Source organism: Aliiroseovarius crassostreae, assembly GCF_049803815.1.
GTDB classification, from domain to species: domain Bacteria; phylum Pseudomonadota; class Alphaproteobacteria; order Rhodobacterales; family Rhodobacteraceae; genus Aliiroseovarius; species Aliiroseovarius crassostreae_A.
In genome coordinates this window covers 580,037-592,644 of record NZ_JBNAGI010000002.1, presented here as the reverse complement: position 1 = coordinate 592,644, position 12,608 = coordinate 580,037, and the positions used below count along the sequence as shown (strand labels likewise).

Below are 12,608 nucleotides of genomic sequence, written 5' to 3'. Positions count from 1 at the left end.
GGGTGTTGACCCAGCCCCCTGAAATCAGGCCATTGAGGTGTTAGTAATCCGTCCAAGCAAAGGATGGACTATGAAACGTAGATTTTCTGACGAACAGATCATTGGAATGATCAAAGAATATGAGGCTGGTGTGAAGGCGCAGGAGTTGTGTCGCCGCTACGGCATCAGTGATGCGACCTTCTATAAATACTAAGCAAAGTTTGGCGGCATGAACGTGTCGGATGCCAAGAAGCTTCGTGCTCTTGAAGACGAGAACAACAAGCTGAAACGCATGCTTGCAGATGCGATGTTGGATAACGCCGCGCTTAAGGATCTTGCGACAAAAAACTACTGACGCCTGATGTGAAGCGACGAGCCGTGCGTGATGTGATGGATCAGCACGGCCTATCTGAGCGTCGGGCGTGTGAATTGGCTGATCTTCATAGGTCTGTCTTTCAGTATCAGAAGCAAGAACAGGGCGATGGCGCTCTGCGAAAGCGGCTGCGCGAGTTGGCGAATGAACGGCGTCGGTTTGGATATCGTCGTTTGGGCATCCTGCTTGCCAGAGAGGGCTTTGAAGTGAACCACAAGAAGCTCTTCCGCTTGTATCGTGAAGAGGGTTTGGCCGTGCGTCGCAGACGTTCGAGAAAACGAGCTTTAGGCACGCGCAGGCCCATTCTGGTGCCGGATCGTGCCAATCAGCGGTGGTCGTTGGATTTTGTATCCGACGCCTTCGAAGATGGGCAGCGGTTCCGTGTGCTGTGCATTGTTGATGACTGCACGCGAGAAGCACTGGCAACCGTTGTAGATCGCTCATTGTCTGGGTCTCCGAGTTCGTAGCTCGGAGGCGTGAAGATGGAGTGAGTGTGTCCACGATCAACAGAGATCTGACTGCGTTCTCGAATCTGATGAAGGCTATTAAAAATGATGGCTGGATCGAAACTAACCCAGTTCAGAATTATGAGAAGCAGGGTATGAAAGAGGTGCTGCCAGACATTGTTTTGCCAAAAGCGGCCAGCATTCAGAAACTCTCTGCGCGAGCGCCGGGAACTTTACGGTATTTCCCCGATTTCCTCGACGCTACTGGTGGACGTGTGACTGAGGTCGCGAGGCTGCAATGGTCCGACATTTCAGGCATGGAGAGTCCCGTCGAAGGAAATGTCAAAGCGGTGTTGCGGCACACGAAAGGAAAAAAGGTTCGCACAATCGAATTGCGTCAGAAGGCCATCGACATCCTGTTGAGGATCCCGCGCTCGAACGCCTCTTCGCATGTTTTTTGGAACGCCACCGATCATGGATTCTATAAAGACCCTTCGAATTTGTTCTGGGAGTATGGCCAAGAGACTGGATTTGGGGCGCGACTTCACGATCTCCGTCATAAGTTCGCGATCGAGCGCCTGCAGGAAGGGTGGTCTATTTATAGGGTTCAAAAATACATTGGCCATGGCTCCGTTCTCACCACTGAACGCTACTACCTCAGGTATCTTACTGAAGAAGAGAAGGTCCGAGTTTCCGCAGATGGTGACAATGGATTTCGATAGGAAACGCCAATTAAAATGACGAAGTGATCCCGTGGTTGCGGGGTCCCTTTTTCATGGTTGGAGAGTGCTGTCAGTGGTGGGAAGGGGCATAGAAACTGGCCCAAGGGGGCATAGTCGGCATAGCCGGAAAGCCCAAAAGGGGTCATAGTATGACACCTTTGGCTGAAAATCTCTCCAATGGCAAAAAGCACACCACGCCCTAAAACAAGTGAATTATCTATGAATTTCAGGGGTATAGTGGCGGAGAGACAGGGATTCGAACCCTGGGTGGGCTTGCACCCACAACGGTTTTCGAGACCGCCCCGTTCGACCACTCCGGCACCTCTCCGCGGGGGGTGAGGGGTGATTAAATCGACCGTGCGCAATGTGCAACCCCCATTTTCCAAGAAAATGCCCCCGATGAGCGGAAAGTTGATTTCTTTTCCAGCCCGGCGGGCTTGTTCGGGTCGGGTATGCGGTCTAGGCTTTACCCCGATCCCCTGTATGACGTTGGGGTTATTGGAGCTAATCGTATGGTTTTTCGACGTATTTTTTCGCTGCTGGTGCTTGTCTGGATGGGGGCAACCAGCGCTTTGGCGCAAGGGGCCGCGCCCGAGAAGATCCGCGACTTTCTGGAAGTGACCGGTTTTGACGTGGCCATTGCCTCGATCCAGCAGGGGGCGATGGCGGGCCCGGCTTTGACCGGCGAGGCGCCCGACCAGTTTGGTCGTGAATGGGTGCGCCTGGCCGAAGAGGTGTTTCAGCCAGACGCGATGGTCGACGACGCGGTGGACATGATCAGCGCGGTGATGCCCGAAGCGCTGTTGGATCACGGGATCGGCTTTTACGGTAGCGATCTGGGACAGCATATCGTGGCGATCGAAAACGAAAGTCACATGGAAGATGACGCGTTGAAACAGGCCGAAGGGGAACGGCTTGTCTCGGAGCTGATGAAAAGCAACAGCCCCCGTGTCGACGTGTTTCGCGCCATGTCCAGTGCAATTGGCAGTGTGGATGTGGCGATCCGGTCGATTGTCGAAATCCAGGTGCGTTACCTGATGGCGGCCGCAGCGGCCGGTGCGTCGGATCTGGAGTTGGAAGAAGATGATCTGCGCGGCATGTTGATGGCGCAATCCGACGAAATGCGCCGCAATATCGAATTGCATGGTCTGGTGTCCAATGCCTATGCCTATCGAGATCTGAACGATGACGAATTGGTCGATTACCTGGCCGCCCTGCAGGATCCCGAGATGAAGCAGGTCTATGAAATCCTGAACGCCGTGCAATATGAAATCATGGCGGACCGGTATGAAACGCTTGCCAGCCGCCTGGCCGGGCTTCAGCCGCAAACCGATCTGTGATGGGGGTAATGGGGGCAAATGGTGTCTGGCACCGGCATGTGTCGGGGGGGATCTTTCGGGGGACATGGGGGGCTGTGATGGGTCGGAACCTGTTCAGTCTGGTCCTGGTTGGTCTGGTCCTGTTGGGGCTGGGCACGCAGACGGCCCGGGCGGATACTGCGCAGATCGACCGTCTGTGGACGGCGCTGCACATGGATGAAACCCTAGAGATTATGCGCGAAGAGGGGCTGCAGCACGCGATGGACGCCGCCCCGGACCTGACCGGTCGCCCGGCGGATGACCGATGGCACGACGCGGTGGATGAAATCTATGACATGACGGCCATGGCGCAGATCGTGCGCTCGGGGGTGTCTCGGGCGCTTGCGGACAAGGACCTGACCCCGATCCTGCGCTATTATGAAAGTGACGCCGGACAAAACGTGGTCGCGTTAGAGGTGTCTGCGCGCCGGGCCTATCTTGCCCCCGGTGTGGACGAGGCCGCACGCGACGCCTGGAACAGGGGCGGCAAGGATGGGGCGCATGCCGGGCTGATCCGGCGTTATGTCTCGGCGGGGGATCTGATTGAACGTAACGTGACCGGCGCGCTCAACAGCAACTATGCGTTTCTGCGCGCCTATGCTGAGACCGCCCCGGATCCGGGGGATTTGTTGGATGAACAATTGCTTCTGGCCGAGGTCATGAACGAGGAACCCCATCTGCGCATCGACACAACCGAATGGCTTTATGGCTACCTCTCGCTGGCCTATGCGCCCTTGTCGGATGAGCGGTTGGCAGAGCTGGTCGAGATCTCGTCTTCGCCCGATGGGCGTGCGCTGAATGCGGCGTTGTTTGAAGGGTTTGATCCGATGTTCTTGGAACTGGCGCGCGCCCTGGGTCACGCCGCAGGGCGGGCCCAAGCGGTTCAGGATCTCTGACCGCTGGATCAGGGCGCGCCGGAACAGTGGCCCGGGCATACGGCCATAGAAGAAGGCCCTGCAATGCAGCCGAGGATCAGGGCAAAAGAGGCCCGGGATCTGGGAAAACGAGACCGGGGCCGGGGCGCTGGGGACCATAATACATAGGAACAGGCGGTGGAACGGGCGGCTCCGGGACAACACGCGCCCCCGGCGCGCGCGCCCTGGCACCCCCCCTGCAAGCGAAGTCAGCAAGGCGGACCGCAAAGCGGTTTGGCAATTTGCCTGTCCGGTTTCAAAAAGCCTGTCCTGATGCGGCAAGCCTGTCCGGATGCGGCAATACGCCAGCCCCAACCCCTCTTTCCTTGCCTCACGTCCGGGACTATGCCGGACGTATACTCTGGCCCATTGCGGCCAATTGCGCCAAATCCCGTACCGAGGTCCGACCATGGCAGATGCTCCGCACAAGAACTCCCCAAAAAAAGCGCCCTATTTTCCGCCGCCCAAACCGATCCCGCCCAAAACGGGCCTGTTTCAGCGCACGCCACCTGCCATGTTCACCCCGATCTTCGGGTTGATGGGGCTTGGTCTGGCCTGGCGCCGCGCGGGCGAAAGCTTTTCCGTACCTGCTGAATTTGGCGAAATGATTCTGGGCGCGGTCAGCCTGCTCTACCTCTTTGCTGTGCTGGCCTATCTGGCAAAACTCCTGCGTCGTCCGGGGGTCTTCGTCGAAGACCTGCGGGTGTTGCCCGGCCGGGCTGGGCTCGCGACGATGGGGCTGAGCGGCTATCTTCTGGCGGTGGTCCTGGTGATCTATTCACCCGCGCTGGCGTTGGTTGTTCTGTGCCTGTCTGGTCTATGGCATCTTGCCGTGGCCCTGACCGTGATCCGCATCCTGATCGCATCCCAACCCGAAGGTCGCGCCGTGACCCCGGTCTGGCACCTGACTTTCGTGGGCTTTATCGTGTCACCCATCGCGGCGCTTCCCCTTGGGTTTCACGCCTATTCCTCTGCGATCTTTTGGATCACGCTGGCGGTGGCCGCAGGGATCTACCTGGCCAGCGCGCTGGCCTTTGCCCGGAAAACCGTACCCGCCCCCCTGCGTCCACTTCTGGCCATTCACCTCGCACCCACCAGCCTGCTCGGCACCGTGGCCTACCTGATGGGCAACGCTCAGATGGGCTTTGCGCTCACCTGCGTGTCGGTTGGGATTTTTGCCGTCTTGCTGCTCTCGGCCCGTTGGCTCACCCGCGATGGGTTCAGCCCGCTTTGGGGCGCTTTCACCTTCCCGCTGACGGCCTTTTCCTCCTTGATGCAGATCGCATATCTTGCAGGCGAGGGCAGTATCTTCCGCATCCTCGGGGGCGTCACTCTTGTTCTGGCCACGCTGATCGTCCCGCCGATTGCGGTGAAAATCCTGAAGCTCTGGGCCAAAGGCGTTCTGGCCGCCAAAACCAACGCCGCACAGGCGTGACAGGCTCGTCGCGCCGTTTGCCCTCATTTTCTGGGCAAAAATATTCTGGGGTTCGAGGGCTTCCTGGAATTGATCTGCAATTGATCCGGGGGATCAATTCGCCCTAAGAACGGGCGGAGCCCGGCACCGCAGCGCGGCGAGGGGCAACGCCCCTCAGGCTCAAACCCTTGGTTTGAGCCACGCCCAAGCCTGTCGACCGCAGGTCGTGAAGGCGCGGGAGCGTTACCCTTGTGTCCAGTCGGGCAGGGCGGCCTGCGCTTTCTTGGTCAGTGACCCGCGAATGATTCCGTAAGAGGTTTCAATCCGGTGGCGCAGCTCGTCTTCGCCCGCCCCAAACGGCACCCGCACCCAGGATTTGTGAAAATACGGCGCTTTTTGCGCCACACCCGCTTCGCGCAGCATTTCGGCGGTCGCCACATCGGCGCATTTCACCGACACCCCGTCCGCATCGACCGACATGGCCGCAAAGATCTTGCCGCCCACTTTCCACACGTCATGATCTTCGGGAGTGTCGCCAAACGGATGGGTCAATTCCGCACCGGGCAGGGCACGGCACATATCGCTGGCACTCTCGCGGGACATGGGCAACTCCAATCTTGCTTAGATATCGAAACCTTGCTACCAACCCCATATGAAACGGACAAGCACCATCATTATTTGCTGCATTCCCTGCTGACATTGTCAGGCGGGTCGTTTCTTCATTTCCAAACTCTTATGAAGTCGCTAAACCCGCCACAATCGTGGTGTGTCCAGACGTATACCAACCCCGCGTGTGGGCGGGACAAGAGGCTGAAATGACAGAGATTAAGATCTACAACACCAAGGCGCGGGCCAAACAGGTGTTTGAACCGCTCGATCCCACCAATGTCCGCCTCTATGTCTGTGGCCCCACCGTCTATGACCGTGCCCATCTGGGCAATGCGCGGCCCGTTGTGGTGTTTGATGTGCTCTATCGTCTGCTGCGTCATGTTTACGGTGCGGACCACGTGACCTATGTGCGTAATTTCACCGACGTGGATGACAAGATCAACGCAACCGCGCTGGCCCGCAAAGAGGCGGGTGCGCCCGGCACGCTGGAAGAGCTGGTGCATGAACGCTCGAACGAAACCATTGACTGGTATCTGAAGGACATGGGCGCATTGGGCGCGCAGGAACCCGACCAGATGCCGCGCGCGACCGAGTATATCGCGCCGATGATTGCGATGATCGAGGATCTGATCGCCAAGGGCCATGCCTATGAGGATGGGGCGGGGCATGTGCTCTTTTCCGTGAAAAGCTATGATGATTACGGCGCGCTGTCGGGTCGGTCGGTGGATGACATGATCGCGGGCGCGCGGGTTGAGGTTGCGGATAACAAACGCGACCCGATGGATTTTGTGCTGTGGAAACCCTCGTCTGATGATCTGCCCGGATGGGACAGCCCATTTGGGAAACCTCCGGGCCGGGGCCGCCCCGGCTGGCACATTGAATGCTCGGCCATGTCGCTGGAGCTTCTGGGGGCGTCATTTGACATTCACGGCGGCGGCAATGACCTGCAATTCCCACACCACGAAAACGAGATCGCCCAGTCGAAATGCGCCCACCCGGAAGGCGATTTCGCACGCTATTGGATGCATAATGAAATGCTGCAGGTTGAGGGCAAGAAAATGTCCAAGAGCCTGGGCAATTTCTTCACCGTGCGCGACCTGCTGGATCAGGGCGTGCCCGGCGAAGTGATCCGCTTTGTCTTCCTCGGCACGCATTATCGCAAACCGATGGATTGGACCGAGAAGAAGCGCGGCGAGGCGGAAGCGACCTTGCGCAAGTGGCGTGGTCTGACTGCGGGGATCGACCCCGCCGCCAGCCCGTCCCCCGCGGTCGTCGCGGCTTTGGCCGATGATCTGAACACGGCGGGAGCGTTGGCGGAATTGCACAAGCTGGCCAGCGCGGGGGACGCCGCAACCTTGCTCGCTTCGGCGCAGATGGTTGGGCTTCTAACCGACGAGCTTGGAGATTGGGCCGAAACGCCTGTCGCCGACCTGTCCGCCCTCGCCACCAAGCTGCACGACACCCGCCTTACCGCGATGGAAACCAAGGACTTCTCTGCCGTAGATGCGATGAAAACCGCGCTGACCGGGGCAGGCGTTCAGATCCGCATGTCGAAAGAAGGTGTGGAGTTGGAACCCGGCCCCAATTTCGACGCCACGAAGCTGGACGGGATTTAGGCACTGACCCGCGGGCTTGTCCCGCGTCGCGCCCGACCCGCCCCCCAGGGCGGGCGCGAAAACGCACCCACCCTCGGGCCGGGCGCAAAGCGGGGGCGATGACGATGACACGAGAGGCGCCAGATGACCGAGAAGCTCTACCTCTATGACACCACGCTGCGCGACGGGCAGCAGACGCAGGGTGTGCAGTTTTCCTTTGCGGAAAAGACCCAGATTGCCAAGGCGCTGGACGGGTTGGGCATTGATTACATCGAAGGCGGCTGGCCGGGGGCAAACCCGACGGATAGCGAGTTCTTCGACAAGGCGCCCAGAACCCGCGCAACCTTCACCGCCTTTGGCATGACCAAACGGGCCGGGCGCTCTGCCGAAAACGATGATGTGCTGGCGGGTGTGATGAACGCGGGCACCTCTGCGGTCTGTCTGGTGGGCAAAAGCCATGATTTCCACGTCACCACCGCGCTTGGCATCACGCTTGACGAAAACGTCGAAAACATCCGCGCGACGATGGACTACATGGTGCGGCAGGGGCGCGAGGCGCTTTATGATGCCGAACATTTCTTTGACGGCTACAAGGCCAATCCTGCCTATGCGATTGACTGTCTGAAGGCCGCTTATGATGCGGGCGCGCGCTGGATTGTGCTGTGTGACACCAATGGTGGTACGCTCCCACATGAGGTGTACGCGATCACCAAAGCCGTCATCGCGGCGGGCATTCCGGGCGATCATTTGGGCATCCACACCCATGACGACACCGGCAATGCAGTGGCCTGTACGCTGGCCGCCGTGGACGCGGGCGCGCGGCAAATTCAAGGCACGCTGAATGGGTTGGGCGAACGCTGTGGCAATGCGAACCTGACCACGCTGATCCCGACGCTTTTGCTGAAAGAACCCTACGCGAGCCACTACGACATTGGGGTCAGCCGGGACGCGCTGACCGGTCTGACCCGCCTGTCGCGGCAGTTGGATGACATCCTGAACCGCGTGCCCAACAAATCCGCGCCTTTTGTGGGCGCGTCGGCCTTTGCGCATAAGGCCGGGCTGCACGCCAGCGCGATCTTAAAAGACCCAACCACCTACGAACACATCCCGCCGGAAACCGTGGGCAACACCCGCATTGTGCCGATGTCCAATCAGGCCGGGCAGTCGAACCTGCGGGCGCGTCTGGCCGATGCGGGGATTGCGGTGGATACGGGCGATCCACGTCTGGCCGAGATCCTCAACCGCGTGAAAGAGCGCGAAGAAAAGGGCTACGCCTATGACAGCGCGCAGGCGTCGTTTGAGCTGGTGGCGCGCGACGTGCTGGGGCAATTGCCGCAGTTTTTCGAGGTAAAGCGCTACAAGGTCACGGTGGAGCGCCGCAAGAACAAGCGCAACCAGATGGTGAGCCTCTCTGAGGCGATTGTGGTGGTGAAAATCGGCGGCGAAAAGAAACTGTCAGTGTCGGAAAGCATGGATCATCGCGGCACGGATCGCGGCCCGGTGAACGCGCTGGCCAAGGCGCTTGGCAAGGATTTGGGCCCGTATCAGTCGATCATTGATGACATGCGGCTGGTGGATTTCAAGGTGCGTATCACCCAGGGCGGCACCGAGGCGCAGACCCGCGTGATCATCGACAGCGAAGATGGGGCCGGGCATCGCTGGTCCACCGTTGGGGTCAGCCCGAACATCGTCGACGCGTCCTTCGAGGCGCTTCTGGACGCGATCACCTGGAAGCTGTTGCGCGACGGGGCCAAAGCCGTATGAGCGCGGCAGATCACGACGCGCTGAACGCGTGCGCCGAGATGGTGGCAAAGGGCGATCCGGATCGGTTTCTGGCCGCGATGACCGGGACGGTGGAGGAGCGTGAGATCCTGTTCCCGCTTTACGCCTTCAACCTGGAAATCGCCCGCGCGCCCTTTATGTCGGCTGAACCCATGGTGGCGCTGGTGCGGTTGCAATTCTGGCGTGACGTGGTCGCGGGTAAAACCGTCGCCGCCCATGATGTGGCCGGGCCGATTGCGGGGTTGATCGCGTCGGGGCGTCTGGACGCGGCGCTGTTGGAAACGATGTTGGATGCGCGCGAAGGGGATGTGGATGGGATCGGTCGGGCCTCCGCCACGGCAGTGACCACCTATGCCAAGGGCACGTCCGGTGCGCTGATGGCGGCCAGCGGGCAGGGCGACGCCGCGGCGCTGACCCAACTGGGCACTGCGCAGGGAATTGCCAATTGGCTGTTGTCCCTGCCAGAGCTAGCCCGTGCCGGGCGTGGTCATGTGGCCCCGTCAGAGGAAATGGTGCGCGAGCTGGCCTCGGACGGTCTGGAGCGCCTGTCGAACGCGCGCCAAACACTGCCCCGCAAAGGCACCGCCGCGTTGCGCAGCGCATGGCGGGCAAAGGGCGTTCTGACCCGCGCAAAATCCTCCCCGCATCTGGCCCTTGAGGGCGCGTTGGGCGGGTCGGAATTTACCCGACGCGGTCGGCTGTTGTGGCTGTCGATGACCGGGCGGTGGTGACGGGAGTCTGCGAAACCGCCCCACCCGACACGTTCAAAGCATCTGACGGCTAGCTCAACGCCGCCGCTTCGCGCGCGAGGGCGGTGATCCCGTCCCAATCGCCCTTTTCCACCAGATCCTGTGGCGCGACCCAAGAGCCCCCGACACAGAGCGTGTTGGGCAGCGACAGGTAATCGTGCGCATTGGTCAGGCTGACGCCCCCTGTCGGGCAGAACCGGATCTGGGGCAGGGGCGAGGCGAGGGATTTCAGGAATGTCGCACCACCTGCCGCCTCGGCCGGGAAGAATTTCTGTACCGTATAGCCGCGCTCCAACAGGCGCATTGCCTCGGTGGCGGAGCTTGCGCCGGGCAAAAGCGGCAACTCCACCGCTTCGCAACTGTCCAGAAGCAGGTCGGTTGCGCCGGGAGAGACGGCAAATTTGGCGCCTGCGGTTTTGGCGTTGGCGGCATCAGTTGGGGTCAGGACGGTGCCCGCGCCAACCACGCCGCCCTCGACCTTCGACATCTCGGCAATCACTTCGATGGCCGCAGGCGTGCGCAGGGTCACCTCAAGCGCCGGCAATCCACCTGCCACCAGCGCGCGCGCCAGCGGTTCGGCATGGGCCGGGTCATGGACCACAAGAACGGGCACAACGGGGGCGAGGGTGCAGATTTCTTCTGCGGCGGCAGAGGCGGCGGCGGCCGGGGTCATGCGTCATCTCCTGTCAAAAGCGGCGAGGCCCCTTGGGTGGCGGGCCCCACATGGCGGCGGAAGGCCGCAAACAGCTCGCGCCCGATCCCGGTTTCATTGGCGGACAGATCCGCCTGGGTGGGATCACGATCGGAAAAACCATTTGCAAGCACTTGAAGCTGTCCGGTGGTGGCATCAAGGCGGATCAGATCCCCGTCTTGTACCTGTGCAATCGGGCCGCCTGCGGCCGCTTCGGGCGACATGTGAATGGCGGCGGGCACTTTGCCAGAGGCCCCGGACATGCGCCCATCGGTGATGAGCGCGACGTTAAGGCCCCGATCCTGCAAGACCGAGAGCACCGGCGTCAAGCCATGCAATTCCGGCATCCCATTGGCCTGCGGCCCCTGGAAACGGACCACGACAATGGTATCTTCTGTAAATTCACCGGCTTGGAAGGCTTTCTTTACGCTGACCTGGTCGTGAAAGACGCGGGCCGGGGCCTCGATAATATGACGTTCGGGGGCGACGGCGGACACTTTGATCACGCCCTGACCCAGATTTCCGTCCAGTTTTGCAAGCCCGCCGGTGGGCTGAAACGCGTCCGAGGGCGGGCGCAGGATCTTGTCATTCAGGCTCTCGCGCGGGGCGGGTTCCCATTGGACGCGCCCCTTATCCAGCTTGGCTTCGGCGGCGTAATTCGACATGGAGCCCGCGATGGTGGTCACGTCTTCGTGCATCAACCCGGCCTCGACCAGATGGCCAATCATGTAGCCCAGCCCGCCGGCGGCGTGGAAATGGTTCACATCCGCCAGACCGTTGGGATAGACCCGCGCCATCAGGGGCACAATGGCCGAGAGATCGGCAAAATCATCCAGTGTCAGGATCACGCCCGCGGCGCGCGCCATGGCGGGCAGGTGCAGCACCAGGTTGGTGGATCCGCCCGTGGCCATCAGCCCGACAATGCCGTTCACAAAGGCCCGCGCATCGAGCACCTGACCGGCGGGGGTGAAGCCCTCGGCCCCATGGGCGATGCTCAGCGCGCGGCGGGTGCCTTCTTCGGTCAGCGCCTCGCGCAGGGGGGTGTGCGGATTGACGAAACTGGATCCCGGCAGGTGCAGCCCCATGAACTCCATCAGCATCTGGTTGGAATTGGCCGTGCCATAAAACGTGCAGGTGCCCGGCCCGTGATAGGCGGCCATTTCAGCGGCCATGAGCGCCTTGCGATCCACTTCCCCCGTGGCGAATTTCTTGCGCACCGCGGCTTTTTCATCATTGGGCAGACCCGATGTCATTGGACCCGCAGGCAGGAACACCGCAGGGATATGGCCGAACGTGGCGGCGGCAATCACCAACCCGGGGACAATCTTGTCACAGACGCCAAGGTAAAGCGCGCCGTCAAAGGTGTTGTGCGACAGGGCCACGGCGGCGGACATGGCGATCACGTCACGCGAAAAGAGGCTCAGCTCCATCCCCGTTTCGCCCTGGGTCACCCCGTCACACATGGCCGGAACGCCGCCCGCCACCTGTGCAGTAGCGCCTTCTTCGCGGGCCACCCGTTTGATCAGATCAGGGTAGGCCGCATAGGGCGCATGGGCCGAGAGCATGTCATTATAGGCGGTGACGATACCCAGGTTCGGCGCGCGCCCTTCGGCAAGACGCCCCTGATCAGGCCCGGCCCCCGCATAGGCATGGGCCTGACCGGAACAACTGAGATGCCCCCGCGCGGGACCTTTGGAAACGGCCGCGTTGATCTTGGCATCATAGGCGGCTCGGGCCTTGTGAGACCGGTCGAGAATGCGTTCGGTGATGCGGTCGATCTTTGGGTTCAGCATGGGGACCTCTGTTCGCGTTTCGATCAAGTCTAGATCATTTGGCCGTGGTGTAACAGGAAATGATAGCGCTAACAAGAGTGGGTTTTGTCGGCCCCATCAGGCCTGGTCCCGCGGGAAATGCTGGGATATTTCCCTGATGTCAGGCCTGTTGATCTCCAGGGGAAACCGGGAATTGTCACAAGC

10 protein-coding genes, 1 tRNA gene and 1 pseudogene are annotated in these 12,608 nt (G+C 60.7%); 8 read left to right on the top strand and 4 right to left on the bottom strand.

All coding sequences use genetic code 11. The features are described from left to right. Window positions 1–70 precede the first annotated feature (70 nt). Window positions 71–804, top strand: a pseudogene (locus ACP15V_RS08590) (IS3 family transposase); the annotation flags it as partial. A gap of 41 nt (window positions 805–845) precedes the next feature. Next, window positions 846–1,520 (top strand): tyrosine-type recombinase/integrase, encoded by a 675-nt coding sequence (locus tag ACP15V_RS08585; RefSeq protein WP_424943256.1) that lies wholly within the window; start codon window positions 846–848, stop codon window positions 1,518–1,520. Window positions 1,521–1,758: 238 nt separating this feature from the next. Here ACP15V_RS08585 and ACP15V_RS08580 read toward each other — a convergent pair. Then, window positions 1,759–1,848 (bottom strand) — tRNA-Ser (locus ACP15V_RS08580). Between the two features lie 184 nt (window positions 1,849–2,032). Here ACP15V_RS08580 and ACP15V_RS08575 point away from each other — a divergent pair. The 3 genes from ACP15V_RS08575 to ACP15V_RS08565 all read left to right on the top strand — a co-directional run bounded on the left by ACP15V_RS08575 (window position 2,033) and on the right by ACP15V_RS08565 (window position 5,227). Beyond that, complete coding sequence (locus ACP15V_RS08575; protein ID WP_424943255.1) at window positions 2,033–2,860, top strand: DUF2059 domain-containing protein; 828 nt, start codon at window positions 2,033–2,035, stop codon at window positions 2,858–2,860. 77 nt (window positions 2,861–2,937) lie between these two features. Further along, window positions 2,938–3,774 carry a DUF2059 domain-containing protein gene (locus ACP15V_RS08570; RefSeq protein ID WP_424943254.1) on the top strand — a complete coding sequence of 279 codons (837 nt, stop codon included), beginning with the start codon at window positions 2,938–2,940 and terminating at the stop codon, window positions 3,772–3,774. Window positions 3,775–4,201: 427 nt separating this feature from the next. After that, the gene (locus ACP15V_RS08565) at window positions 4,202–5,227 is read left to right on the top strand and encodes a tellurium resistance protein (protein ID WP_424943253.1); all 1,026 of its coding nucleotides are present in this window, start codon (window positions 4,202–4,204) and stop codon (window positions 5,225–5,227) included. 222 nt (window positions 5,228–5,449) lie between these two features. Here ACP15V_RS08565 and ACP15V_RS08560 read toward each other — a convergent pair whose 3' ends face one another. Further along, window positions 5,450–5,809, bottom strand: a complete 360-nt coding sequence (locus ACP15V_RS08560) for an MmcQ/YjbR family DNA-binding protein (protein ID WP_424943252.1) — start codon at window positions 5,807–5,809, stop codon at window positions 5,450–5,452. 212 nt (window positions 5,810–6,021) lie between these two features. Here ACP15V_RS08560 and cysS point away from each other — a divergent pair, with 212 nt between their 5' ends. The 3 genes from cysS to ACP15V_RS08545 all read left to right on the top strand — a co-directional run bounded on the left by cysS (window position 6,022) and on the right by ACP15V_RS08545 (window position 9,923). Then, on the top strand, window positions 6,022–7,431 hold the full coding sequence (cysS, locus tag ACP15V_RS08555) for a cysteine--tRNA ligase (RefSeq protein ID WP_424943251.1): 1,410 nt from the start codon (window positions 6,022–6,024) through the stop codon (window positions 7,429–7,431). Between the two features lie 123 nt (window positions 7,432–7,554). Continuing rightward, window positions 7,555–9,174, top strand: coding sequence for a citramalate synthase (cimA, locus tag ACP15V_RS08550; RefSeq protein ID WP_424943250.1), 1,620 nt, complete (start codon window positions 7,555–7,557; stop codon window positions 9,172–9,174). After that, a complete protein-coding gene (locus ACP15V_RS08545; RefSeq protein WP_424943249.1) occupies window positions 9,171–9,923 on the top strand; it encodes a squalene/phytoene synthase family protein in 753 nt (250 codons plus the stop codon). The genes cimA and ACP15V_RS08545 overlap by 4 nt, the downstream gene beginning before the upstream one ends. Before the next feature lie 49 nt (window positions 9,924–9,972). Here ACP15V_RS08545 and eda read toward each other — a convergent pair whose 3' ends face one another. After that, entirely contained in the window at window positions 9,973–10,614 is a 642-nt protein-coding gene (eda, locus tag ACP15V_RS08540; protein WP_424943248.1) for a bifunctional 4-hydroxy-2-oxoglutarate aldolase/2-dehydro-3-deoxy-phosphogluconate aldolase, read from the bottom strand. Beyond that, the gene (gene edd, locus ACP15V_RS08535; protein ID WP_424943247.1) at window positions 10,611–12,425 is read right to left on the bottom strand and encodes a phosphogluconate dehydratase; all 1,815 of its coding nucleotides are present in this window, start codon (window positions 12,423–12,425) and stop codon (window positions 10,611–10,613) included. Before edd ends, eda begins: the two co-directional genes overlap by 4 nt. Between the last annotated feature and the right edge of the window lie 183 nt (window positions 12,426–12,608).